Annotated in this window: 22 protein-coding genes; 11 read left to right on the forward strand and 11 right to left on the reverse strand. The window is 58.8% G+C overall.

Features of this window, described 5'->3' with window-relative positions:
* The first annotated feature begins 269 nt into the window (after window positions 1–269).
* From EN853_RS27745 to EN853_RS27760, 4 genes are all read left to right on the forward strand, one after another.
* The gene (locus EN853_RS27745; protein WP_245517208.1) at window positions 270–1,712 is read left to right on the forward strand and encodes an aldehyde dehydrogenase family protein; all 1,443 of its coding nucleotides are present in this window, start codon (window positions 270–272) and stop codon (window positions 1,710–1,712) included.
* Window positions 1,713–1,854: 142 nt separating this feature from the next.
* On the forward strand, window positions 1,855–2,790 hold the full coding sequence (locus tag EN853_RS27750; RefSeq protein WP_127862244.1) for a LysR family transcriptional regulator: 936 nt from the start codon (window positions 1,855–1,857) through the stop codon (window positions 2,788–2,790).
* Window positions 2,791–2,883: 93 nt separating this feature from the next.
* Window positions 2,884–4,404, forward strand: a complete 1,521-nt coding sequence (locus tag EN853_RS27755) for a M81 family metallopeptidase (protein ID WP_127862243.1) — start codon at window positions 2,884–2,886, stop codon at window positions 4,402–4,404.
* 29 nt (window positions 4,405–4,433) lie between these two features.
* A complete protein-coding gene (locus EN853_RS27760; RefSeq protein WP_127862242.1) occupies window positions 4,434–5,573 on the forward strand; it encodes an alanine racemase in 1,140 nt (379 codons plus the stop codon).
* Window positions 5,574–5,779: 206 nt separating this feature from the next.
* Here EN853_RS27760 and ugpC read toward each other — a convergent pair whose 3' ends face one another.
* From ugpC to EN853_RS27785, 5 genes are all read right to left on the reverse strand, one after another.
* The gene (gene ugpC / locus EN853_RS27765; protein WP_127862241.1) at window positions 5,780–6,850 is read right to left on the reverse strand and encodes a sn-glycerol-3-phosphate ABC transporter ATP-binding protein UgpC; all 1,071 of its coding nucleotides are present in this window, start codon (window positions 6,848–6,850) and stop codon (window positions 5,780–5,782) included.
* A 27-nt stretch (window positions 6,851–6,877) separates the two neighbouring features.
* Window positions 6,878–7,708 (reverse strand): carbohydrate ABC transporter permease, encoded by an 831-nt coding sequence (locus EN853_RS27770; RefSeq protein WP_127862240.1) that lies wholly within the window; start codon window positions 7,706–7,708, stop codon window positions 6,878–6,880.
* Entirely contained in the window at window positions 7,698–8,609 is a 912-nt protein-coding gene (locus tag EN853_RS27775) for a sugar ABC transporter permease (RefSeq protein ID WP_127862239.1), read from the reverse strand. Before EN853_RS27775 ends, EN853_RS27770 begins: the two co-directional genes overlap by 11 nt.
* A gap of 79 nt (window positions 8,610–8,688) precedes the next feature.
* Complete coding sequence (locus EN853_RS27780; RefSeq protein WP_348631614.1) at window positions 8,689–9,870, reverse strand: sugar ABC transporter substrate-binding protein; 1,182 nt, start codon at window positions 9,868–9,870, stop codon at window positions 8,689–8,691.
* 307 nt (window positions 9,871–10,177) lie between these two features.
* Window positions 10,178–11,053: an NAD(P)-dependent oxidoreductase gene (locus tag EN853_RS27785; protein ID WP_127862238.1), complete on the reverse strand. Its 876-nt coding sequence runs from the start codon at window positions 11,051–11,053 to the stop codon at window positions 10,178–10,180.
* Window positions 11,054–11,268: 215 nt separating this feature from the next.
* Between EN853_RS27785 and EN853_RS27790 the strand changes: the two genes are divergently transcribed.
* From EN853_RS27790 to EN853_RS27800, 3 genes are all read left to right on the forward strand, one after another.
* On the forward strand, window positions 11,269–12,063 hold the full coding sequence (locus tag EN853_RS27790; RefSeq protein ID WP_127862237.1) for a glucose 1-dehydrogenase: 795 nt from the start codon (window positions 11,269–11,271) through the stop codon (window positions 12,061–12,063).
* Between the two features lie 17 nt (window positions 12,064–12,080).
* Window positions 12,081–13,052, forward strand: coding sequence for an ornithine cyclodeaminase family protein (locus tag EN853_RS27795; RefSeq protein WP_127862236.1), 972 nt, complete (start codon window positions 12,081–12,083; stop codon window positions 13,050–13,052).
* A 384-nt stretch (window positions 13,053–13,436) separates the two neighbouring features.
* Window positions 13,437–13,841, forward strand: a complete 405-nt coding sequence (locus EN853_RS27800; protein WP_127862235.1) for a hypothetical protein — start codon at window positions 13,437–13,439, stop codon at window positions 13,839–13,841.
* A gap of 148 nt (window positions 13,842–13,989) precedes the next feature.
* On the opposite strand, the gene EN853_RS27805 is transcribed toward EN853_RS27800, so the two are convergent.
* The 3 genes from EN853_RS27805 to EN853_RS27815 form a co-directional block, all read right to left on the reverse strand.
* A complete protein-coding gene (locus tag EN853_RS27805) occupies window positions 13,990–14,394 on the reverse strand; it encodes a type II toxin-antitoxin system VapC family toxin (RefSeq protein WP_127862234.1) in 405 nt (134 codons plus the stop codon).
* On the reverse strand, window positions 14,391–14,624 hold the full coding sequence (locus EN853_RS27810; RefSeq protein WP_127862233.1) for an AbrB/MazE/SpoVT family DNA-binding domain-containing protein: 234 nt from the start codon (window positions 14,622–14,624) through the stop codon (window positions 14,391–14,393). Before EN853_RS27810 ends, EN853_RS27805 begins: the two co-directional genes overlap by 4 nt.
* A 216-nt stretch (window positions 14,625–14,840) precedes the next feature.
* Complete coding sequence (locus EN853_RS27815) at window positions 14,841–15,101, reverse strand: hypothetical protein (protein WP_127862232.1); 261 nt, start codon at window positions 15,099–15,101, stop codon at window positions 14,841–14,843.
* 1,235 nt (window positions 15,102–16,336) lie between these two features.
* Here EN853_RS27815 and EN853_RS27820 point away from each other — a divergent pair.
* Window positions 16,337–17,172 (forward strand): IS5 family transposase gene (locus tag EN853_RS27820; RefSeq protein WP_210234813.1). Its coding sequence is split into 2 segments (ribosomal slippage): window positions 16,337–16,667 and window positions 16,667–17,172, totalling 837 coding nucleotides; the frame shifts between segments, so codons are not numbered across the junction.
* Window positions 17,173–18,185: 1,013 nt separating this feature from the next.
* Here the strand turns inward: EN853_RS27820 and EN853_RS27830 are convergent.
* On the reverse strand, window positions 18,186–19,103 hold the full coding sequence (locus tag EN853_RS27830; protein ID WP_127862230.1) for a hypothetical protein: 918 nt from the start codon (window positions 19,101–19,103) through the stop codon (window positions 18,186–18,188).
* A 541-nt stretch (window positions 19,104–19,644) separates the two neighbouring features.
* Entirely contained in the window at window positions 19,645–20,253 is a 609-nt protein-coding gene (locus tag EN853_RS27835; RefSeq protein ID WP_127862271.1) for a cysteine hydrolase, read from the reverse strand.
* Between the two features lie 374 nt (window positions 20,254–20,627).
* On the opposite strand from EN853_RS27835, the gene EN853_RS27840 reads away from it, so the two are divergent.
* The gene (locus EN853_RS27840; RefSeq protein WP_127862229.1) at window positions 20,628–20,846 is read left to right on the forward strand and encodes a hypothetical protein; all 219 of its coding nucleotides are present in this window, start codon (window positions 20,628–20,630) and stop codon (window positions 20,844–20,846) included.
* Window positions 20,847–21,177: 331 nt separating this feature from the next.
* Here the strand turns inward: EN853_RS27840 and EN853_RS27845 are convergent, their stop codons facing one another.
* Window positions 21,178–21,411, reverse strand: a complete 234-nt coding sequence (locus tag EN853_RS27845; RefSeq protein WP_127862228.1) for a hypothetical protein — start codon at window positions 21,409–21,411, stop codon at window positions 21,178–21,180.
* A 722-nt stretch (window positions 21,412–22,133) separates the two neighbouring features.
* Between EN853_RS27845 and EN853_RS27850 the strand changes: the two genes are divergently transcribed.
* Together EN853_RS27850 and EN853_RS27855 are read left to right on the forward strand one after the other, a co-directional pair.
* Window positions 22,134–22,589 carry a hypothetical protein gene (locus EN853_RS27850; RefSeq protein ID WP_127862227.1) on the forward strand — a complete coding sequence of 152 codons (456 nt, stop codon included), beginning with the start codon at window positions 22,134–22,136 and terminating at the stop codon, window positions 22,587–22,589.
* 509 nt (window positions 22,590–23,098) lie between these two features.
* Window positions 23,099–23,563, forward strand: a complete 465-nt coding sequence (locus tag EN853_RS27855) for a group 1 truncated hemoglobin (protein WP_245517209.1) — start codon at window positions 23,099–23,101, stop codon at window positions 23,561–23,563.
* The last annotated feature ends 275 nt before the right edge of the window (window positions 23,564–23,838 follow it).

The following is a 23,838-nucleotide window of genomic DNA, read 5'->3' on the forward strand; positions in this document are numbered from 1 at the left end:
GGCCACCCAAGCAGGGCCGTCACGCCTCGTTTACGCGACGCCGCGCGCCTTGTGGAATGCCAAACTCGGATATTCCCATGCATCCGCGGCATGGACGGCGGCACTCAGGAATCAAGCCATTCCTTGAGGGCAGCGCGGGCACGGGGGCCACTGTCGTGGAGAATGGACACCCTATTCCAAATTTACATCACGTTATCGACGAAAGACATTGGCAGCCTGCCTGCGCAAGCCCTACCCTCAGACATAGTCAGAGAAACATCAGGTGCATCGTGGCTGCGGAAATTCGACCTTATTGGCGAAACTTTATTGGCGGCGAATGGCTGGATAGTTCAGATGGGCGATCGATTCCCATCGTCGACCCGGGCATTGGCAAGGTCATTTCTCAGGTCGCGTGCGGAGGAGCCGTTGAGATTGATCTGGCCGTCGCCGCCGCAAGGCGCTGCTTCCAGGAACGCCGGCTGCAGTCGCTGACGCCAGCGGCGCGTGGCGAACTGATGTTTGCGATTGCCGAGGAGCTCGAAACGCTTGCGGACGAGATCGCGGAGCTGGAAGTCCACGACAACGGCAAGACACGCGCCGCCGGCTACAACGAGGTGAAGCTCACCCAACGCTACCTTCGGTATTACGGCGGTATGGCCGACAAGCTGGAAGGACGGCAGATCCCGCTCGGCGAGAACGTCGTCGACTATACGATTAGAATGCCTTACGGCGTGTCCGCTCAGATCGTGCCCTGGAATGGACCGCTTCCGGTGGGCGCGCGATCCATCGCCTGCGCCCTTGTGACAGGCAACACGGTCGTGCTGAAGTCGCCGGAGGACTCGCCTCTCAGTCTGTTCGTATTGGCAGAAGCCTGCGAACGCGCAGGTGTCCCCAAAGGCGCCGTCAACATAGTTTGCGGATATGGCCCGGAGGCGGGTGCGGCTCTCGTTGCACATAAGGATATAGACCACATCGTCTTCACTGGGTCAGTGGCAACAGGAAAGAGCGTGCTACGAGCGGCTGCAGAACGGGTTATTCCGTGCGTCATGGAACTTGGTGGTAAATCGGCCGCCATTGCCTATGCAGACGCAGATCTTGACAATGCGGCGCGAAACATCGCCCGCGGGATACTGCATCATGCCGGCCAAATCTGTTCGGCCGCCTCGCGGCTTGTGGCCCATCGTTCAATCGTCGGGCCTTTGGTTGAAAAGCTCAAGGCCGAGGCAGCTCGACGCACTGTCGGCCCGGGGGCTGAGGGCTGCGACATGGGGCCCGTGATCTCTGAGCGCCAGCTGCAGCGCATCGAGACGTTGTGTGAAGTTGGCGTTACCGAGGGCGCCACCCTGGCAACAGGTGGAAAGCGGCTCGCGCGCGAGGGATTTTTCTTGCCGCCAACGATTTTCACCGACGTTCGGCCAGATATGCGCGTCGCGCAGGAGGAATTCTTCGGACCGGTCCTGGTTGTTATCCCGTTTGACACTCCCGAGGAAGCTATCGCTATTGCCAATGGGACAGACTACGGGCTCGCGGCTGGAGTCTTTACCCGCGACCTCAAACTGGCGCTTTGGACGGCCGATCGTCTCGTCGCTGGCCAGGTCTATGTGAATGACTGGTGGGTAGGCGGTGTCGAGACGCCCTTTGGCGGGACGCGGCGCTCCGGCTATGGCCGAGAAAAGGGACAGGAAGCCCTTCTAGGCTATGTGCAGAGCAAGAACATCGGGATCAAGCTGTAATTTATCGCCGCAGTCGCGCCAATCTCCAGCCTGTGCGCCATGGGCATGACGGGCAGGAGCGGCGAAACGACGTCATAACTTGGCTGGACATGGCCTTCGTTTTGACAATACTGGGACTAAAAGCGAGTGACCGGGGAGCGAAATGGAAAGCCGTTGGCTTGAGGACTTTCTCAGCCTGGTGGACACTCGAAATTTCTCCCGATCGGCCGAGGCGCGCTACACTACCCAACCAGCCTTCAGCCGACGTATCAAGAGCCTTGAGGACTGGGTCGGCGCGAAGCTCTTTGATCGGACCACCCAACCGATCAGTCTAACGCCCTCGGGTGAACGGTTCCGGCCTGTCGCCGAGGAGGTACTTAGAAGACTCCTTCAGGGACGGGAGGATGCACGCCGGGTCGGTGAGACTTCGGCCAATCTCATCCGCTTTTCTGCAACGCACAGCCTTTCACTGACCTTCTTTCCCAACTGGATCAGGTCGATCGAGGCCAAGACCCATACCTTCAACATCAGGCTGGATTCGTGCCAGTTCAACGATTGCATGCAGTCGCTGATCAAGGGTGAATCCCATTTTGCCATCAGCCACGCTCACCCGCAGGTCGAGATGAATTTGCCGCCGATGCACTTCACGTCGAAGCTTGTCGGCACCGACAGGCTACTGCCGGTTACACTGCCCGATTCCGCCGGCTCCCCCCTTGATAAACTTCCTGGCACAGAGGAAGAGCCCGTTCACTACCTAGCCTATACTGAAACGTCAGCGATCGGGCAGGCTGTCGAACACATGATCCAAAATGTGGAAGAACCGGTCTACCTGGATAAGGTTTTCGTCAGCCAACTGGCGGCTGTACTCAAAACGCTAAGTCGCGAGGGCCGAGGCATGGCTTGGCTTCCGGAGAGCAGTATCTCAGAAGAACTGACATCCGGCAGCCTTGTATTGGCCGGCGACAAAAGATGGTTCATCCCTGTTGAAATTCGCATCTTCCGCTCGCGCGAGCGGCTGCCCGCGATGGCGGAAGAGTTGTGGTCGATGCTGGACGGTGAGGCCAGGCCGGCAGAACTCCTCTCACCCGAGAACTACTGATACCCCTCACGCATCGAACAAGGCCAAGCTTGCATTGGAGGAGGCCGACACACCGGCCTATCCTCCCTGGAGGTGCAAGAGAGAGTGCGGTCTATGTTCCGAAAAAAGAAAATCGCCCTTTTGGGACTTATGCTGGAGAGCAACAGCTTCGCTCCGGTAACCGGGCGCGATGATTTCCTCAGTCGGCTCTACGTGGCCGGCATCGAAATGGCCGAGGAGCTCCGTAAGGACGAGTCGAAGATCCCTGCGGAAATGCACAGCTTCTGCGCCACGATGGACAGTTCCGTCGAATGGGAAGCCGCTCCGATACTGATCGGCCTTGTCGAGGCAGGTGGACCGATTGACCATGATTTCTTCGCCCAGACATTGGAAGACATGAAAGGTAGGCTTGAAGCGGCAATGCCGCTCGACGGGGTGTACATATGCAACCACGGCGCCATGATCACGACACAAGACCGAGATCCCGACGGCGATATCTTCGAAATGGCGCGTTCCGTGGTCGGAAAAGACTGCCCCATCGTCGCGACTCTCGATCTTCATGGAAACGTCTCCGACCGGATGGTTGAGGCAGTCAATCTGGTGGTGGCCTACCAGACCAATCCGCATGTCGACATGGTCGCCCGCGGTCGCGAGGCGGCTTTTGCAATGAGCTCTATGCTATCTGGATTGCGGCCGGCGTCTGCAATCATCCGCCTGCCAGTTTGCCCGCCGACCGTGACCCTTCTCACCGACAAGGGACCCTATGCCGATCTGATGAGATATGGTCAGGCCAAGTCCGGCGGCGAGATCATGAATGTCTCGATACTCGGCGGTTTTGCCTATGCCGACACAGCAAAAAACGGCCTGTGCATCATCGTGACCGCCCGCAGCGACCGCGCCGTCGCCGAGGCAGTAGCTCAGGATATTGCCGAGTATGCCTGGAGTGATTACCGGCGCTATGATCCGCACCTCACCCCACTCGACGAGGCGGTGGCAAAAGCGGTCGCCGCTGGAGAAGATCCGAGCCTACCAGCCGTTATCCTCGCCGATGTCGCCGACAATCCCGGCGGCGGGGCGAACGGCAACACGACATGGCTTCTCGAGGCCTTGATCAAGGCTCGAGCCAATGGAGCCGTGCTTGGCATTTTCAACGATCCGGCGCTGGCGCGGGAGGCCATGGAATTGGGAGAAGGCGCTCGTTTCCGGGCGGTCTTCAACCGGGTTGAGCCAGACAGGTTCTCCCGCCGATTTGAAGCCAATGCGACCGTGCTACGGATCCGCGACGGCGATTGTGTCGGCCGCCGAGGTTTCTATGCCAATCGCAGGCTCGATCTCGGCACGACAGTGCTTCTCGACGTCGAAGGCATCAAGGTTGTCATCATCTCCATACGTACGCAGTGTGCCGACCCAGTCTTCTTCGAGATGATGGGGATCGACATCAGCAAGGCGCGTTCAATCGTCGTAAAATCACGCGGTCATTTCCGTGCCGGCTTTGACGAATTCTTCGGGCCAGACCAGGTGATCGAGGTGGACGCGCCCGGCCTGTCATCGCCAATTCTCACACGTTTCGATTTTAAGTTCATGCCGCGGCCGATTTTCCCCGTCGATCGCAACGTGACGTGGCCGCGCGCCTGAACTCCGACACGAATTGCGCAAGGGGAACCATGGAATTGAATAATCTCAGCACACCGAGCCTGATCCTGGACAGGATGCTGCTCGAGGCAAATACGCGCCGGATGACCCGCCGGCTCAAGGACCATGGCGTCCGGTTTCGGCCTCACATGAAAACGGCTAAATCCATTGATGTTGCACGCGTAGCGATCGCCGGAAATTTCGGCGGGGTGATGGTGTCGACTCTCAAGGAAGCTGAATATTTCGCAAGCCACGGAATCTCCGACATTACCTATGGCGTTACCGTTCTGCCTGACAAGCTGGCTCGGATCGCCGAACTCGTCAAACGCGGCATCAAGGTGAGCGTCATCCTCGACCAGCTAGGCCTTGTCCGGGAAGTCAACCGGCAAGCCCTCGACTTGGGCATTGTGGTTGACGTTCTCATCGAACTCGATTCAGGCGAGCAGCGTGCCGGCGTTCTTTGCGGTTCTGAGGAATTGCTGGATATCGGCCGGGCGCTTGCCGAACTGCCGGGAACCCGGCTCGAGGGCGTGCTGACCCATGCCGGTCATTCCTATCAATCACGCACCATCGAGGATATCCGCAAGGTGGCGGAGGAAGAGCGTGTCGTAGCAGTGTCCGCTGCTGAACGGCTAAGGGCGATTGGCCTTGCCGTTCCGGTCGTTAGCGTCGGCTCGACACCGACAGCGACCCATGGTGTGAACTTTGCCGGCGTGACGGAGGTGCGTTGCGGCGTCTACATGTTCGGCGATGTCATGCAGTCCGAGATTTATTCCTGTGGGCGGGAGGACATTTCGCTTTCCGTTCTGGCGACGGTCATCGGCCATCGGCCCCAGTTCAACACTGCCCTCATCGATGCGGGCGCGCTTGCCTTGTCCAAGGATCGCAGCACGGCGGCTTCGGGCCTGAGGGAGGATGTCGGTTTCGGCATGGTCATGGACGTCCATTGCCAAGAACGGATTTCCGGGGTCACTGTCGGCCATGTTTACCAAGAACACGGCCTCCTGGTGAGCCAGGGGCCTTTCCCCTATGACGCCTTGCCAGTGGGTTCCAAGGTGCGGATTCTCCCCAACCATGCCTGCATGACCGCGGCGATGTACGATCGATATCATGCCATTGCCGGGAACCATGATGGCAACATCGTCGAATGGCCGCGCATCAACGGCTGGTGAGGAGCTGCTGAAGATGTCCTGCGCCCGTTTAGCACCGATCTGATTGCAAACCTCGCGCCTGGCAACAAAGAAAGCCCCTGCACCAACATGGCGTCAGGGGCTTTAATGCATGTCGCGCGAAATGCGGAAGGCGCGTGGCTCGAAGCCTTTTCGACTTAACGCGCTTCGGGATAACATTCGCTACAGGATACTTGCGAGAGACGCTCTCAAATCCTTGCGCCTGAAGATGCATCGAAAAGGTGAACGGACGTCTCAGGACAATGCAATCTGATCCTCTGTCCCGGCTTGTGGGTACGACGTTCAGTGGAGAGCGCGCAAATTCGCTGTCCCGCGACGTCTGCGAAGATCTGTATGTTAGGGCCAGTCGGCTCGATGACTTCGATGGTCGCGTCAAAGCCTTCGTTTCCACTAGCCAAGACCAGATGTTCAGGTCTTGCTCCATAGACAACCTTCTGGCCCAGGGCGGCTGAAGACTCGCGTGAGATGGCGAGCCGGGTTCTATCCTTAGCCATTACAAAAGGCCCCTCGTTGTCAGCGGCAACGATGCCCTCGATGAAATTCATTGACGGCGAGCCAATGAAATCCGCCACAAACAGATTGGCCGGAAAGTCATAAAGATCCATCGGCGTACCGGTTTGTTCCACACGCCCTTTGTTCATGACGACGATGCGATCCGCCATCGTCATGGCCTCTATCTGGTCATGTGTCACATAGACCGACGTGGTCTTGAGCCTTTGGTGAAGGGCCTTGATCTCAGTCCGCATGACAACCCGAAGCTTGGCATCCAGATTCGAAAGCGGCTCGTCGAAGAGGAAGACCTGCGCATCCCGGACCAGAGCCCTGCCCATGGCAACGCGTTGTCGCTGTCCCCCCGACAACTGTCGCGGCGAGCGCTCCAGATAGGGCGTAAGATCGAGTATCTCGGCGGCTTCGTTGATCTTTTCCGAAATCTCCTGCTTCGACCTTTTCCTCAACTTTAGGCTGAAGCCGATATTGTCAAAGACGCTCATATGCGGATAGAGGGCGTAGTTTTGAAAGACCATGGCGATGTCGCGGTCGCGGGCCGGCACGTCATTGATCATCCGTGTGCCGATCGATATCTCACCGTCCGATATCGATTCCAAGCCGGCGATCATGCGCAGCAACGTGGATTTGCCGCAGCCGGATGGCCCGACCAGGACGACAAACTCCTGGTCCTCAATGTCAATATCGATGCCATGGAGGATCTGCAGGGTGCCAAACCACTTCTCGACGCCGCTGATGGTAACCGATGCCATGTTGGGAGGTCCTTATATTTCCAAGGCTTATTTGACCGCTCCGAGCGCCATGCCGCGGATGAGATAGCGTTGCAGCCAGGAGAAGACGATGGCGACAGGGACCGTGGCAAGCACAGTCGCCGCCATGACGTGGTGCCACTCGACCTGGTAACGTCCAGCCACCTGGGAGAATATCTGTACCGGCAGCGTGTAGTCGTTCTGGCTACGGATCAAGGTGAGCGCCAGCACGAATTCATTCCAGCTGTTGATGAAGGTGAATATCGCGGTCACGACCATGGCCGGAACGGCCAGCGGCAAGAAGATCTTCACCAAGCTGGTAAAGCTGGTTGCACCATCTATCCACGACGCTTCCTCGAGCTCGCGCGGAATCGTGTTGAAGTAGCTCTGCAGCATCCAGATCGTGAAGGCCATATTGAAGGCGACATAGGTGACGACCAGCGAATTGAGGCTGTTGACCAGGTTGAGATGCACCATCAGTCGGAACAGGCCTAGGACAAGAACGATCGGCGACATCATCTGTGTCATCAAAAGGAAATTCCTGTAGAGCCCTTTACCGGAAAAGCGGTAGCGCGACAGCGCGTAAGCGGCAGGAATAGAGAGCACGATCGCGATGATCGTCGAGGTCAAGCTGACATAGAGACTGTTTAGAAGCGCCCCGCCGAAATTGGTCTTCACCCACATTTCGGCGAAGTTTTCCCAACGAAATTCGCTGAAGGTCCAGGTAGGCGGGTAGACGAAGAGTTCGTCGCGTGGTCGCAGGGCGGTCACGAACATGATGCCGAATGGCAACAGGATAACAACGCAAAGCGGTGACAGCAAAAGCCAGTAAAGAAGGCTCTTTTTCAGCTTAGGCGTCATGTTTCACCTCCTCGTCAGCGCTGTCGTGTTCCTGCCGCATCACCATCAGCACATAGGCGATGGTGAAGACGAACAGCACAGAGAACATGATAAGCGAGATCGCAGACGCTTTACCGAGCTGGCCGAAGCGAAAAGCCAGTTTGTAGAGATAGGTCACCAGGATGTCGGTGCCGTTGGCGGGCCCGCCTTCCGTCATGACCCAGATGATTGGAAGCGAATTGAAGACATAGATGACGTTGAGCACGATCGCGATGTTGATGAAGGGCTTCATCAGCGGCAGCGTGATATAGCGGAACAGTTCCCAGGGCTTGGCGCCGTCCACAACCGCCGCCTCATAAGAATCCTGCGGCAAAGAGGACAGACCGCCAAGAAAGATCGTCGTTGTGAACGGAATAGAGACCAGGATACCGACAAGGATCTCGACGGTGAAGGCAAGTGGAGCCGTGGCGAGCCATTCGATCGGCTCGGTGATGATGTGGAAATCCATCAGCGTCGCATTGATGAGTCCGGCGCGACCGTTGAGGCTCCAGCGCCAGAGCACGGCTGTCATGGTGAGTGAAATCGCCCAGGGCAACATAACAATTACGCGGGCAAGGCCTCGACCATAGAAATCGTCGTTGAGCATTATCGCGATCGGCAGTGATATGATCAGCGTTCCGCCAACCACCGCGACCGTCCAGATCACCGTGCGCACCAATGATGAATAGAAAAGCGGATCGCGAAACACTTCGGCGAAATTCACCAAGCCGACGAACCCCATCATCTTTCCGAAGCGGCTGACCTCCTGCATTGACGTCCAGGCGAGGTCAAGAATCGGATAGCCGATGATCGACATCGCCAGAAGGAAACTCGGCAGGATCATCAACAGGGGTGTCGTCGGTATGCGCGTCCGCGATTTCATCGTCCCGTTCCACGGCTATTGAGGCTCGCTCAGGGAAATGGGCGGGCTACCCCCGCCCGCCCATCTTTTGCGGCAGCGCCTACTTGCTGCGAATTTTGTTGATATCGGCCGCGGCAGCCTTGAGCGCTTCGTCAGGCTTGGCTTGGCCAAGATAGATCTGCTGCAAGGCGCGAACTGTCGTGTCGGCGATCTCTTCCCAATTCGCGATGGTCGGAGCGAACTTCGCATAGGGCAGGCCCGCTGCAAAGCCGGCAATGTCAGGATCGCTGGTGTAGTATTTCTCGGCCGCGACATTCTTCGTTACGGGCAGGAAGCCTTCGCCGTGATCGAACTTGGTCCGCCATTCGTCCTTGTAGGCGAACTCGATGAACTTCCAGGCTTCCTTCTTCACTTGCGAGGAAGAGAAGAGCATCAGCGTGTCGGTCACACCGTAGGTCGCCTTGGCCTTGCCTTCCGGGAAGGGCAGGACCTTGTACTTCAGGTTCGGCGCCTCGGCTTTGATCTGGGGAATGAGCATCGGGAAGGTGAAGACCATCCCGACCTTGCCTTGTTTGAAGAGGTTGAAAACGTCTTCACGGGTGTAGTTGGTCGGAGAAGGCTGGGTCAGTCCTTCGTCGATCATCTTCTTGTACAATGTCACAGCCTGGAGTGCCTCAGGCGTGTCGAGGCCCGACGTCCCATCACCCTTCAAGATGTCGCCGCCGTGAGTCCAAAGGCTGTAGTAGAAATAGGCGTCGGTCTCGATTTCCTTGCCCTGCAGACCGAAGGCAAAGGTGTCGGGAACAGCCTTGAGCTTCTCGGCAGTCGTATAGAACTCGTCCCAGTTGGCGGGAGCCTTGGCGCCGGCTTTGTCGAGCAGTTCGGTGTTGACCAGCATGGCGCGGGCAGAAGCGGCGACCGGCAGCCCCATGGTCTTGCCATCGATGACGGACGGCGCCATGAAAGTGTCGATGAAGGTCGACTTGAATTCTGGCGTCAAGTAGGAATCGACCGGTTCGGCGATGCCCTGGGAGGCAAAGTCAACCAGCCAGCGCGTACCGATGATCGAAATGTCGGGGGCTTGGCCGCCGGCGATATCGGTGGTTAGCCGCTGCAGGAGCGTGTCCCACGGAACCACCTGGATGTTGATATGGATGTCGGGATTCTCCTTCTCGAAGGCCGCCGCCACTTCCTCAAAGTACGGACCAGTCTTGGAGCTGTACTCCGCCACAGTGAAGTTGACCTGCGTTTTGGCATAAGCCGGGCTGCCCGCCCAAGCCATGCCCACGGCGAAGGCTGACGCAGCCATCGCTTTGCGAATGCTGAAAGTCATGAACTTGTTCTCCTCATAGGGTGTTTCTCTTCTTTCGACCCGAAGCGGCAGCACCGAGGCGCCGCACTGACAAAGACACTGTGCGCCTGCAAAACGATAGGTGAAAATACAATTATCGCATGGAGGCATGAAGATGCGGCATAAGATGCATGGCGGCACACACACAGTTGCTTTTCGCAAAAAAAGCGCAGCACAACAAAAGGCAGATCTAATCGCCTTCTGTTGTGTTGCAGTAGTATAGTTATAACGACGCGTTTTAGATTCGTCCGAAATTAAACTCCGGCTCATAGCCGAGGACACGTCGTGCCTTATCTATCGACAACAACGTCTCTCGCCCCTTGATCTCGCGCTTGAGCTGTACGTCAGGAAAGACCGATCTCATGAGTTCAGCGCTTCCTTGCTCCATTACGGTGTCGGCGTTGGCGATGATGAAATGATCTGCGCCGACGAGATCAACATGGAGCGCCTTGCGCACTGCCTGGGCGCAATCGCGCGCGTCGATGTAGCCCCAGCAGTTCCACTTCCTGACATGCGGGTCATGCTGCCAGGACGAGAAACGCTCGTAGTCCGACGGTTCCATGACATTGGAAAGCCTGAGCCCGATGAAGGTCGTCTCGGGGTTCCACCGCTGCATCTGTCGGGCCATTTCCTCGCCAAGGTCCTTCGACAGTGAGTAGGCGCTTTCCGGGCGCATGGGATGGTCTTCGTCAATCGGCACATAGGAAGGCGGGTTGGATGGGCTGAAAGGCAGGCCCAACGTGGTCTCGCTCGACGCCCAAACGATCCGCTTGGCGCCCACCCGGATGGCCGCGTCAAAGACATTATAGGTTGTCACGACATTGTTGCGGAAAATGACATCGTCGGGCATCAGGTCGGGTGCCGGAATGGCCGCCAGATGCACCACGGCGTCTGGCGTGCGGAACTTGCGGAAAGGGTGATCCTTGCCGCCGCCCCACTGCAAAGCGTCGATCACCTGGCCAAGATCATTGAGATCGACTTTGTAGAACGGGCAGACGGGATCCTTTGAAGCCTGCACGTCGACATTCAAGACGCTGTAACCGTGCTCCACCAGACCACGACAGACTGCCCTGCCCGCCTTGCCGCTGCCGCCGGTAACGACGATGTTCTTCATTGAATGTTCCCTGTATCTGCCACGCCGGCCAAAGCTCCTGCGGATTTCACCCGGCCAGCCAATCGAGGACACCCTACGGTCCCAGGATATCGGTAGGCGAATGCGAAATACTGATCCTGCCATGCCCGTTCTGCATTGGAAGACCGCATTGACGGCCGGTAGTGGTTGATCGGTGAGAAGAGCAACCGCCTGGACAGGCGACCGGGAGATTAGACATGGCTCGCCATGACGGGACGATAGCGGTCGTGACGGGTGCAGGCCACGGGATCGGGCGTTCCATCGCCAGCCAGTTGGTATGCGAAGGCGCTGCAGTGGCAGTTCTCGAAATCGACGAGCCTAAGGGGAGCGAGACGGTCAGGCAGATCGTTGAGGCCGGCGGCCGTGCGGTTTTTGTCAAGGCCGACATAACAAATGCCGATCAGGTGGAGAGTGCCTTCGTCGCGGCCGAGAACGCGCTTGGTCCGGTCAACCTGCTTGTCAACAACGCAGCCTTTACCGACGCAGGCGATCTCAAGGGCATAAGCCTCCACTCCTGGCATCGCGAAATCGATATCAATCTCAATGGCACCTATCATTGCATACGCGTCGTCCTCCCGCGCATGCGATCCCGGGGCGGCGGCGCCATCGTCAACATCGCGTCGGTAAACGGGATGCGCTATTTCGGCAATCCGAGCTACAGCGCTGCGAAGGCGGGCATTATCAACCTGACCATGTCGGTGGCCTCCGAATTCGGCCGCGACGGCATTCGATGTAACGCCGTCTCTCCCGGTTCAGTGCGCACCGACAACATCACTTGGACCATTCGCCAGCAAAAGGACCCGGGCGTCTTCGAGAAGCTTGGCCGTTGGTATCCGCTTGGCCGCGTCGCCGAGCCGATGGACATCGCCAAGGCTGTTTCCTTCTTAGGGTCAAACGATGCTGCGTATATTTCGGGAGTAGTCCTGCCGGTCGACGGCGGCATGCTGGCAGGCATGAACGTCATGATCGATGAATTCATCCTCGAAGCCTGAGACCGCCAGGGGAATCCATGCTAGTCATCTCCGAAACACTTGCTCGGGATCTTGTGGCCATTGAGGAGGCCCTGGAGGCGGTCGAGCAGACTTTCTGCGCCATGGCCCGCGGCTTGGCGAGGAACTACCCTGTCGTGCGGGAGGTGGTCGGCCACGCGGATGCAGTATTCGGCGTAAAGACCGGCGCGGACAATTCCGTGCCGTTTCTCGGCCTCAAAGCTGGCGGCTACTGGCCACACAATCTGGCACGTGGATTGACCAATCATCAGTCCTCGACGCTGCTCTTCGATCCCGATACAGGACGGGCTTCGGCTCTGGTCAGCGCCAATTACTTGACAGGCATCCGCACCGGAGCGGCAAGCGCGATCGCCACGAAGCACCTGTCGCGCCCCGATTCCGAGTCACTCGGGATCATCGGGACGGGCACGCAATCTGTCTATCAGCTCAAGGCGACTCTGGCTGTCCGCAGCATTAAGACCGTCCACGCCTGGGATCCCTCGCCAGACAATCTGACGGCCTTCGGCAAGACGGTTGCCGAGCTTGGCATTGCCTACCGCGCCCATAAAAACCGCGAGGACGCCGTCCGGCTCTCTGACATCCTTGTCACGGTCACGCCCTCCACCAAGGTGCTTGTCGAAAGAGAGTGGGTCGTGCCCGGAACCCATATTTCCGCCATGGGGGCAGATACGCGGGGCAAGCAAGAGCTCGATCCGGAGCTTGTCTCCGCCGCGGCGCTCTTCGTCGACGAGATGGCACAGTCACTCAGCATAGGCGAATTTCAGCATGCTTACGCACAGGCCCTGATCGGGGAAAGTGACATTCGCGGTTCGATCGGCGCCGTCATTGCAGGCATGGCGGAGGGACGCCGATCGGCACAGGAGATTACAATTTTCGACGGCACCGGCGTGTCCCTTCAGGATCTGGTCGTGGCAAATCTTGCCGTGCGGCGTGCGACCGACAAAGGCCTCGGATCGCGAGTGGAATTCTGATCACTCCCTATGGCTGGGCTGCCCGCGGTCGGCGGGATTATTCTGTTATCGGTTGCGTTGGAGCATGGCGGCCTGCGAAAAGACTTGACCCCGGCCAACACTGAACAATTGCGCGGCCCCACGTTGCGGCTGCCGAACCGCCGCGCTCCGAGCCATGATATCGCGGTCCATTTGCGCTGAACGTCGCCGAAGGTGGAATTGTGCTTGCTCGACAGTCGCCTGATGATGCAGCGGCCACAGATGCTTGTTGGTCCACATAATCCAACATGGGTTAGTCCCATGAAATCCGGATAGGGTTCTTCAAAGCCCCGAGCTGGGTGAACCAACGCTCCAGGTCTGACAGCCGAGCGCGGTGTGATGCAGGCTAGGACCGGCCACAAGCCAGTGCTCATTGAAAAGGCGCCGCGTTATTTGCGTCCGCTGGAACGCGCATCAGCGATCCTCGACTTTATCGACCATGTGAGTATCGCGCGGCGGGCCAACCACCGCTTCGGGCTCGACGATGCCAAGCTCAATGAGGACAACCACATTGCAACCTTGGCGAATGCGAGGAGCTTTCGCGGACCGCTTTGGCGAGATTCGGCGGCAGCGGACCGTACCAGACTTGGCGGCGCGATCGCCCCGCGGCAGATCGCAAGTCAAGGCCTGGCCGGACAAGAACGTTGGCTTCGTTGCAGACAGTCCTGGAGCGCTCCGCATCGAGGCGCAGACGCGCTTTGGTTACAGGCGGGATCTCGGATCTCGATCCAGAAGCTGTCAGCGCGCGCGGACTGCGTTCCGGCTTTCTGACCGAAGCCGCTCGACGCGGTATCCCTCTGCCGGAAGCGATGGTCGCAGCATCCAGCATCGATCTGTCCTCGCTATTGCAACGATGCCGCGCGGCAGCTCGGGCGAGCGGCAAGGCTAATCCGATAGGGGCGTTCTGCCTGCCAGGCAATCAGGCCTTGGGCGCGATCAGTCTCAGCGCGGGAAAATAGGCGCGGTAGCGACCGACATCTCGGGTGAGCAGTGCCAGCCCGCTGACGATAGCATGGGCGCCGATGAAGAAGTCCGGCAGAACGCCCGTGCGCGATCCGCCCGACTTCCGGTACTTGGTAAAAACCTTCCCCGCCAAAAATAGGGCCGAACGAGGCATTGCAGCCATCTCGAGACCCGCTTGATCAAGAAAAGCATCGAGATGCTCTATGCGATCGTACCGAACGGCGAGCTCGGCATAGACGACATCGTTGATCAACAACGGACCCTGGAGGCTCGCTTTCTCGAGCTCAGCGATCGACCAATCCGCCCAGGTCGGGTCATCAGTCACCAGGTCGAGCAAGACGTTGGTGTCGACCAACGTCACTTGTCGCCACGTGTAAGAGCCAAGATCGCGTCGGTGCTAAGCCCCTTTCCGGCATGGCCGCGCAATTTCGCGAAGCGGCTCGCGGGTCGTTTCTTGTCGCTCGGTACAATGACTACGCTACCGTCATCGGCGCGGCGGAAATCGACCTTACTGCCGGGAACCACCCCGAGCAGCTCGCGAACCGGTTTAGGGATGGTCACCTGTCCTTTGGCAGTGACAGTCGTTGCCATTGCTCACACCTCGGTAATACCAGTTTTTCAGGAGGTACTACCTCGCGGGGTGATTTTCAACCTCCATCGAAAGAAACTTGCTAATTGCTATGCGCATATCGGTTTGAGCCGGGAGCGGCCAGGGTCTCGCGCCACACATTGATTGAATGAGGCTTTCGCGAGCTACTCGCGATTGATGGGAGACGCTCGGAAACGCTTCACTAGCTGGAGTGCGTGTCACTCATGCAGATCGAAGGCGATGAACCGGCCCAGGTTAATGGCTTCAAACATGATGATTTCGGTGAGCTGGCAATCCGTCTCAATGAGTTCGGAGCCGAGTTCACGAACTGCCGCTATGGTTGCCCTGACCGAGACCGTTTCGCCAAACTGCCCGCTTAGGAGCGCCTGGCGGACAATCTCCTTGGCAGCAGCACTTGCTGGTTTGTGATTGATCGTTTTCGCCTGATGGATGGGCTCTCTCAAGCTGCGCGCTAACATGCCATGCCTCCCGGTACCGGGCGAAAGCATCGTAGCGCTTCCATGCAGTCCGCGTGCCTCTATCCGGTACGAACGACTTGACGAAGATACACCCAAAAAAGGTCAGCTTCGAGTCAATTGGGTGCCACCGAAGTCCGACGTCTCATCGTTTTATCGGGTGAAAAAAGAGGGCCACTCCGGGCAGCCCTCTAGCCAGCAGCACTGTCCAAGGAGGGGGACTCCCAGGCTACGGGCTGAATGTGAGGATAACCGCATTGGCAGAGAAGGGAAGAGGGCCCGGTCGTTGCCTGAAGTGGCCGGCCCCTCCCCGGACGAAGCTCGCTTGGCCGTACAAGGGATACAGGGCCGGATGCGGGCTAGGTGGTCGGCACCCTATCACATTAGAGGTCGCTTGGATAACGGAATTGTGGAGAGCGGGAAGGGAACAGAGATGTACCAAAATCGCCTGCTCAGGGTTACTGAGAGGTACTGCGGCACGGGAGCGCGAAGCCTTGGAACTCAAGGATTTCACTTTACTTTTTCATTCACCGTCCACTTGCTCCTGTGGAATCTTGCTTTGGAGCTGAAACATAGGAGAAAGCTGGCAGATCTGTGCCACGAGATACCGCTACTTGATGTCTGCTCAAGATCGGTACGCAATCCGGTCGGCCTCTCGGGGCCCGGGCTCAAGAACGTCCGGTCTCATCCTGCCGCGACATTCCGACCATGACGCAACGAATGGAGCGGTGGGCCGAGTTGCTCGAAGAAAACCCTCGCGCTGCCTTGCCGCTCTCGATGGCACCGCATCTTATCCTGGGGTTCGCGAAGAAGCCGGATCGCCGATCTCGGTTGCATTAAACGATCCATTGTTATGCCTCGGGCTTGAATTCGGACACCTATGGGGAAGCCAAGCGCTCCTTCCAGATAAGAGCCGGTTGTTTCAATCAGCGAGTGGCACCGGAGAGATCACGTACGGCTCCGAGAAATCTCGGAGCCGCTATTCGAGTGTTTAAGCTGCCTGCAGCGCGCGCTTGTTCGCTTCGACGATTGGGACGTAGAGTGTCATGAGGTATTCGCCTTGAACCGAGGTCGTGGGGCCCCACCTCATTTTCGATCTCCAGTTAGCTCCAAGGGATTCTATTATTGCCTATTGCCCATTTCTGTCAGTCGAACATCCATTGGCCGAGTACACATTCGCCCTCAAGCGGACATGGCGGAATCATGAGTACACCCCCTAGACCGAGCGAGATCATGACATGAGTTGGACGAAGGCCACTCGGTGGCAATATTGCCGCGCGGGGCAGCGAGATGCAAACGCATTGATGGACAAGGAATGGGAGTTGATCGAGCCGTTTTTGCCGAAAGCGAAGGCGACGGGACGTCCGCGGACGACTGAACTTCGAGCGGTGGTGGTGGACGCGCTCCTCTATATCGCCTGGACCGGCTGCCAGTGGCGGGCGCTGCCGGATCGCTTCCCGCCCGTTTCGACGGTTCAACGCTATTTCTATGCCTGGCGGGACAATGGGCTGTGGAAGACCATAAACTTCCACTTGGTGGCCGCAGCACGCCTTGCACTCGGTCGCGAGGCAAGCCCAGCGCCGGCATCATCGATAGCCAATCGGTAAAGACCACGGACCTCACCGGTCTGCGTGGCTACGACGCCGGCAAGAAGATCAAAGGCCGCAAGCGCCATATCATCACCGACACCGAAGGGCATCTGGTCGGGCTGACGGTGCACACGGCCGATATCCAGGACAGGGATGGGGCAGTAGGCGTCATCGCTTCCATTCGACGGCTTTATCCTTGGTTGCGCCATCTGTTCGCCGACGGCGGCTATGCCGGAGAAAAGCTGACGCAGGCTCTGACCGATCTCGGCACGTGGACCATCGAAATCGTCAAGCGTTCCGACGATGCCAAGGGCTTTGAGGTGCTGCCTCGACGATGGGTCGTCGAGCGAACTTTCGCCTGGCTGGGACGTTGTCGCCGGCTCGCCAAGGACTTCGAGGCGACCATCGCCAGCGCCGAAGCGTGGATCTTCATCGCCTCCATCCGCCTTCTGCTTCGTCGAAAGGCAACTCTGCGTCGTGCATAGGCGAGTTTCGAGTCAGGCTCTTAGGGCTCTCAGCTTGACCAAACCTGCGTTCGCGCCAAGCGGGGATCAATCTGGGTTTGAGAACCCTCTTGACGACAAAAATGCTCAAACGCCTCTAGGGCAGAGACATTGCTGTACATCGCGGCTCTGCCAACACTCAATTGTTCGTTCGATTTGGAGGATCCTATGAACGACCGGATGTTCGATAGCCCTGTTTTCGTCAAGAGCGGAAGCAGCCTGCTCCAAGAACTCGCATGCATCGAGGACGCTCTGGAATTTCTCTAAGAATGGCCAAAAAATAGGCGCGGCCCGATCTATGAGACAGCGTAGACCTTCGCCACACTTCGCTGCAGGATTTCCGGCACGAAAGCTGACCTTCCAAACTGTGAATCTGCGTCGCTGTTGCGGCGAAGCTACAGCGCCATCGGGGGAACATGAGCTAAAAGGGCCTTGTGCAGGGTTCCTGGGTTGGGCGGACCATCCGGGAAAGGGGCGCACAGCCTTTGAGGGAAGATGGCCCGTCGGCCTAGGTCGGCGGGTTTTTCTTTAGGTTCCCTTGTCCACCAGCGTCGTTGTCCACCAGCGTCGTCTTGCGCTTAGGCCGTACGTGGGGTTTCAAGCCTAACGGTGTCGGCGTCGACAGTGATTGGAATTCCTAAATTCACGATCACCCTTTCCCTCGACATGGGTCACGTCGCCGATCAACTCGATCGCAGGCGGCCATCACGCGCCGCCCGTCCATCGGCATCAATTTGGCGTCGATCGTCGCGCAAGAAGTGCCTGCCGCCGGTGGGCGGGAGGGCGAGAACCACGGTCGAAGGTCCGCCCGTGGCTCGCGCCCAAGGCGCCGAGGCAATGAGGCTGGCCATTCGCGAGCTGGCGACAGTGGATTTGCGGATCGCTCCGAGCGGTCTGAATTTCATGGCCGCCATTCCGCTCGCGACCAGTAGCGACGGCTATCAGACGCGGGATTTGCCGGCCTTTAGGCGGCGAACGCGAGGCGGCGATGCGCATCAGCCGTTTCGCGCAAAGCGAGCCTCGTCCTCGTCTCTTTGGCGGCCACCAAGCACTCCAGCAACGGCTGCAATGAAGGCGCCGATTACCAGCGACAAAGCCCCGACCAGTGCGGTCGTGGCGCTTGCCTTGCGAGCCTTATCGGCGGCTACCTTGGCCTTGTTCTTGGCATTATCGACCCGCGCCAGGACATCGTCGACCCGCTTCTGGGCATCAGCCTGGGAAAGGCCCGCGCGCGATGCTACCAGGCGCGCGAGATAGGCCTTGTCGTCTGCGCTCATCTCCCCGTTCCACGCGCTGATGGCCAGTATGCGTGTCGCCTCTCCGGCGACATCGGCATTGTTCTGGGGCGTACCAGCCGAAGGCGGTGCCCCGGCGGCGCTATCGGCCGGTCGGAACAACGAATCGACGAAGTATCCGGCCAAATCATTGGCGGACGGCGCCTGTGCCGATGAAGCCTGCGAAGCCGCTCCGGCGACGGCGCCGCTCAACAAGCCGGTCGTAGCCTGGGCGCCTGTCCCGACAATTCCGGAGATCGCCGAGCCAAGGACGGTGGCCACAAGCAAGGTGGCCAAGGCCCAAGCCAGGAAGCCATGCGCCGTATCGCGGAAATACACCTCGTCGGTATGAACATTGACCCATTTGGTGCGAAGCCGCCCAGCAATATAGCCGCCTAGCGCGGATGACAGCCATTGCACGATGACGAGCCAGATCGCGGTCGAGACCGCAAATGTCGTCACGGATGCGCTGCCCCAGGGCGACATCATGGTCAGGCCAAGCCCTGAACCGACGAGCATCAGGATGACTGTGAGGGTGGCTGCCGCAAAAGCGCCGGCCACAATAGGACCCCAACTGACCGCAGAGCTGGCTGTTTCGATCGCGGCAGGTTCGTCAACCGCGGAGAAGGCATTGGTCATCGTCGGCTCCTAACGCGCGAAAAGCATCAAAAGGATAATGATCGGGATCGGAACGCCGAGCAGCCAGAGCAGAATACCTCGTCCCATGTTTTCCTCCTGCAACAATATTCAAATGCTTGTACCCAATTCCCCAGAATCGCTTTCGTTCCTTTCGATGAACGAAGCGCCGAGACTTGCCCTAAAGGGGCAGCTCGATTGGGCAAAACCTGCCCGCAAAAGTGGACGGGCGGGCCTCGATCGGGCCGCTTGAGGCCCGGTATGTGCTGCGGAAGGCACTTGCCCTTTCGCCTGACCCAGCGCGAACTGGGCGGACCGAGCCCGGATGGACCCATGCGACGCGGTTTTGGACCTGGGGTCGGTTACGCCTCAGATGCTCGGCACTACCGGACGACTGCATTGACAGGTAAGGGGTCGTCTGGACAGCTCGAAGTGCCATCGCGCTCAGCCGACACGTCTTTCGCCGATATTGCGGTCGCTTGACGAAGCACTGACGGGTCCAGCCGTCTCGCATCAGCTCGGCGGGCGGAATTCCAGCTTCGCATCAAGTCCAGCTTGAGAGGATCGTCTCCATTTCCACCGTTTCGACCTGCTGTGCAAACCGTTGGTGGTAGACCGTCAACAGCGCATCATGCGTGGCGTCGGACGAGCTACACAGCGCGTCGGTTACCAGCACCACACGGAAGCCGAAGTCGATGGCTCCCAATACGGTGGCGAGCACACATACGTCGGTCTCGCCGCCGGTGATCACCAAGGTGTCAATCTTCCGCTCCGCCAGAAGAGTCGTGAGCTTGCCCTCGAACCAGGGCGAGTAGATATGTTTGTCGATAATGGCCGCCGGTGGACAGTGCCGTGCCAGCGAGGGCAAGAGATCGGCCATTTCGAAGCCAATCTCCCCCAGCGTCATCGACGCCCAGCGTTGATAGTAACGCTTCCAGGTGCCGATGCCTTGCCCCGGTTTGCGTGCCGGCAGGAAGCGGGTAAACACGGTCTGGGCGGCGCGTCTTTCGACAAGACTTTCGATCCGCGGCAGGACACGGGTGATCCAAGGCGTCGCCCAAGGCGATGGTTCGGCAAAGAGCCGCTGCATGTCGACGCAAAGATGCATGCACCTCTCACCCAACGGACCGTAAGCCAGTCCCGGCGCAGACATCACGACGCCGTTCCCCGCGCGATCAGATCGGCGGCTAGCTGCCGGCGTTCAACATTGACCATCGCCTTGCCCATTCGGTCTCTACCCGGCGACAAACGCGACGCACCGACGTTCGTTCCTGCGACGGCGATGATAGCTTGCCCTGGAAGGAATGCGAGCCGCGCAGCGTATGGAACCAGCGGCCATATTCTCGGTTAGATGCAAGAGCAAACGCAGGATCGAAGCCGTGAGCGTGCTTATCGTGCGGCAGGGCTCATGCCGGCCCAAGAGACAAGATCGGGTAACCCATTGGCGAAAGTTGGCGTCGGATCGCGACGCCGTCGAAGCGATTGACCAGAAGGCTGTAGCCTACCTGAAGTACGAACCGAAATGGAATGGCCGTTCGCATCGACCACGTCACTGGCGAGCGCTTCCAGCACAGAAATAAAGCCTTGGCGGCCGGAAAAGGCGCCACGCCAATGCACATTCGAACTAATCGACGAGACCGCGAACAAAGCGCCCTCGCCCAGGAGGCGGTGATCGGGTCGGCCATCATCCCGGAATCACGCCTTGAACGCGAACAGTGCCGCATCCCCTCTCTTCTGCGCCCTTGATCGACGCCGCGCGATCTCAGAAGCGATCTGTGAAAAGAGGATGGCATTGCCGCCATAGCCTATCACCGCATGTATGCGAGGATGGTCGGGTAATGCGCCGATGGTCCGCAGCCTTGTGCCCGTCCAGGCGAACTACGCCCTGGTGTCTAGCAACGGGAAAATCCGCTCGAGCTTTTTTGAGAGCTGAGCTGCCTTTTTGTCCGTTAGTGCGTTGCGACGCTTTTATTGGTGAAATCCTCGTCCTCGCCGCCGCAAATCACACACCTGTCGGCCGTCGCACGGACATAAAGAAACGACTTTGTGGCTGACGGCCGGCACGACATCGAACAGCTCATAACCAGTCGTCAGAACGAGATGGCGGGCTGTGATTGTGGGCCCCCTGGCGCATGACGACGGCTATACCAGGGCGATTGTGCTCGATCACCATCGCCTCGGCTGGAGCGTAGAAGCGCGCCTTTTTGTTGAGCGCGGCCAACAACAGGCCTGCACTAAGTTTTCTCGAAAGCGCCAGGTCATCGTGGCTAAGAATGGCGCCGCCGCGATCTATGCCGAATTCATCCCGCAACCTTCCACGGGTTAGAAACGATGCGCCGATGCCCGTTCGCCGACGTGCCTCAGCTTCCTTTCGCAAGTCCGTTGGACCCAGCGTAGTGTCAGCCAGATTCAGCGACGGAGTGCTCACCTGGCTGCAGGGGGATGCCGAGTTCCGTTATCCGCCCTTGAGGATTGAACAGAGCAAGCCGCGAACGCCGCCATTGCCTGCCCAGCAGCAGCGCCGCCGATCATCTTCGATAGTTTCGTCAGCGGCTGATCGATTTCGAACAGTACCAATGCTCTCGTCGCGGTCGTCGATCCTTGCAAAGGCCCACGCTTGTCGATGCAGGCCCCGTCATTCCAGCCGTCAGCCAATAGACAAACAAGGTGCCGCCAAAACAAGCGATCGGGATTCAGCAAAGGACAAGGTGGCGGCCGGCTATTGCTGCAGTTGACCTCGGATTTTCCATGTGGAAGCTCGCTCAACGCAGTCCTGTCGCGGAACCTCGACAAGACGAATACGCGAAGGTCGGCGTGGCCTGGCCCAGAGGTTGCCCTGCACATGCATCGGAGCCAGGCCGCCACGGTGCCAAGATCTGAAATGGCACTACAGATGGATCCCCGAAACATATTTTTGTGGCGGTGGAACTTTCGGGTGAAATAGAGGTTTCGAGCGCCATAGGGACGAAATGGGCTACTCCGACCTGTAGCGGCTTTGCGGCAGGCAGAGCGGCTGGCCAACAGGAGACGGCCATGAAACACCAAACACGCGAAGAACTAAATGCGGTCGCGGAGGTCGATACAGCCTGCCCGGCGATGACGCGGAGCCAGCGATTGGAACGCTGGGCCGCACTTCTGGAGCGCGATCCAGAACGGTGCCTCGGAGCGCTGCCCGGCACCGAGTACATGCGACTGGATGAACGAGACAAAGCGCAATGTCCCGAATCTCCGCTGAGCATCGCGTTCGCGGATCCAATCTTGCGCGCGCAGGGTCTGAAGAGCGACACCTATGGCGAGGCGAGACGCTTCTTCGAGCTATCGGATTGGCAGTTGCATGCCGTCGTTTGCCATTGCCATGTCGGCGCCACCATGAAAGCCGGCTGGGTTGCCGTGCAAGTCCGGGCCGCCGCCAACGAAGATGGAAAGCTTTTCAGCAAACTGCGGGAGACGATCGCCGGTTGGCCAGTAATTCGCTTTTTTAGGGGATAGCCGAAGCTGCGGTGCGCCAGCTTTCGGGGTTTCTAGGAAGCTCCCCATCTCAGCATCCATCGCTGCGTATCTCAGCTTGAAATTTACTCATCAAAATTGGAACCGAGAACGCTGCTGTGAATTGATCCACGAAGCGGTCGATTTCCTTCAGGATGTAGCCGCCTCAAGCAGCAAAAGCCCGTCGCCAACGTCCCACCAATAGGCGGCGGGCTTTCCTTGTGGTCCGGTCGGATGCAGAATGTGAATGCGGGCCAATACTCGCTGGATAGCCCGGTCTGCTAGACCCAGGGTCACCTGATTGGGCAAAAGCCGGGCTATTCAGGCACGGCTTTTTGTAGAGACCGCACCTGCCAAGCTTGGGCGCAGGCGCGTTTATCTTCTCGCAAGGTCTTCCGATCGCCAGAGCGTCTGACTATCCGCAGGGGCACGACTTAATGATATGTCCCGAAAAATCACGCGTTGAAGCCGCCAGAGCGGCTTGCTCTGGCCTAGCTGGGAGGAACCGGAGAATGAAAACGGCTGTTTCTACCTCTCTTACAAGACGAAACGTCGTCGCGGTGCTGGCGGCGGCGGCCGCGTCAACTGCCATATTGGCCGCCGGCGATGCGCGCGCGCAGACCAAGCAGAGCTCGGCTGACAAAAGCCTATATGAGCGGCTGGGCGGCGTGTTCGCCATCGCAGCCGTGGTGGATCACTTTAGCGACGCGGTGGTGAAGAACCCGATCGTCGGCCAGAAGTCCAAGAACCCGCAATTGCGCAAATGGCACACCAAGAACCTCGAACGGCTGCCGGGCCTCAAGTTCATGCGCACGCTGTGGGTGTGCGACGTTTCCCGGCGGCCCCTTCAAGTTCGTGGCCACCAGGCCGGGCGCGACGCCGCTCGGCCTCGAGGAGGCCCATCGGGACTTGAAGATTTCTCCCGCGGAATTCGACGAGGTCGCGGCGGAACTCGGGCGGACGCTCGACCACTTTAAGGTTCCGAAGGCCGAAAAGACCGAGGTGCTGGAAGCCTTCGCCGCGCACAAGACGAGGTCACCGCCGGCTACAAAAAGGGCTGAAGCTGCACGCGTAATACGGTTGTGGACGTTGCGGGCAACCGGTTAGGAGTCCGAGATAGTGTTTCGCAGCACTGGCAAAGGTCACTGCCTTGTGCCACCGAGGACCACGTTTTGACTATTTGCGGAGTTGCTCAGCGGCTTCTTTTAGGTGATTGACCCCATGGCGGAAGCCCGGCCGGTTGGTCCTGACA

Source organism: Mesorhizobium sp. M1C.F.Ca.ET.210.01.1.1 (assembly GCF_004791585.1).
Taxonomy (GTDB): Bacteria; Pseudomonadota; Alphaproteobacteria; order Rhizobiales; family Rhizobiaceae; genus Mesorhizobium.

What these genes read in the sequence shown, in the direction of transcription:
- EN853_RS27850 (WP_127862227.1), top strand. Translation starts at nt 22,134, where the DNA reads ATGAAACACCAAACACGCGAAGAACTAAATGCGGTCGCGGAGGTCGAT.
- EN853_RS27780 (WP_348631614.1), bottom strand. Translation starts at nt 9,870, where the DNA reads ATGGCTTGGGCGGGCAGCCCGGCTTATGCCAAAACGCAGGTCAACTTC.
- EN853_RS27750 (WP_127862244.1), top strand. Translation starts at nt 1,855, where the DNA reads ATGGAAAGCCGTTGGCTTGAGGACTTTCTCAGCCTGGTGGACACTCGA.
- EN853_RS27785 (WP_127862238.1), bottom strand. Translation starts at nt 11,053, where the DNA reads ATGAAGAACATCGTCGTTACCGGCGGCAGCGGCAAGGCGGGCAGGGCA.
- EN853_RS27755 (WP_127862243.1), top strand. Translation starts at nt 2,884, where the DNA reads ATGTTCCGAAAAAAGAAAATCGCCCTTTTGGGACTTATGCTGGAGAGC.
- EN853_RS27840 (WP_127862229.1), top strand. Translation starts at nt 20,628, where the DNA reads ATGGCCGTTCGCATCGACCACGTCACTGGCGAGCGCTTCCAGCACAGA.
- EN853_RS27770 (WP_127862240.1), bottom strand. Translation starts at nt 7,708, where the DNA reads ATGACGCCTAAGCTGAAAAAGAGCCTTCTTTACTGGCTTTTGCTGTCA.
- EN853_RS27775 (WP_127862239.1), bottom strand. Translation starts at nt 8,609, where the DNA reads ATGAAATCGCGGACGCGCATACCGACGACACCCCTGTTGATGATCCTG.
- EN853_RS27790 (WP_127862237.1), top strand. Translation starts at nt 11,269, where the DNA reads ATGGCTCGCCATGACGGGACGATAGCGGTCGTGACGGGTGCAGGCCAC.
- EN853_RS27830 (WP_127862230.1), bottom strand. Translation starts at nt 19,103, where the DNA reads ATGACCAATGCCTTCTCCGCGGTTGACGAACCTGCCGCGATCGAAACA.
- EN853_RS27855 (WP_245517209.1), top strand. Translation starts at nt 23,099, where the DNA reads ATGAAAACGGCTGTTTCTACCTCTCTTACAAGACGAAACGTCGTCGCG.
- EN853_RS27810 (WP_127862233.1), bottom strand. Translation starts at nt 14,624, where the DNA reads ATGGCAACGACTGTCACTGCCAAAGGACAGGTGACCATCCCTAAACCG.
- EN853_RS27795 (WP_127862236.1), top strand. Translation starts at nt 12,081, where the DNA reads ATGCTAGTCATCTCCGAAACACTTGCTCGGGATCTTGTGGCCATTGAG.
- EN853_RS27815 (WP_127862232.1), bottom strand. Translation starts at nt 15,101, where the DNA reads ATGTTAGCGCGCAGCTTGAGAGAGCCCATCCATCAGGCGAAAACGATC.
- ugpC (WP_127862241.1), bottom strand. Translation starts at nt 6,850, where the DNA reads ATGGCATCGGTTACCATCAGCGGCGTCGAGAAGTGGTTTGGCACCCTG.
- EN853_RS27835 (WP_127862271.1), bottom strand. Translation starts at nt 20,253, where the DNA reads ATGTCTGCGCCGGGACTGGCTTACGGTCCGTTGGGTGAGAGGTGCATG.
- EN853_RS27760 (WP_127862242.1), top strand. Translation starts at nt 4,434, where the DNA reads ATGGAATTGAATAATCTCAGCACACCGAGCCTGATCCTGGACAGGATG.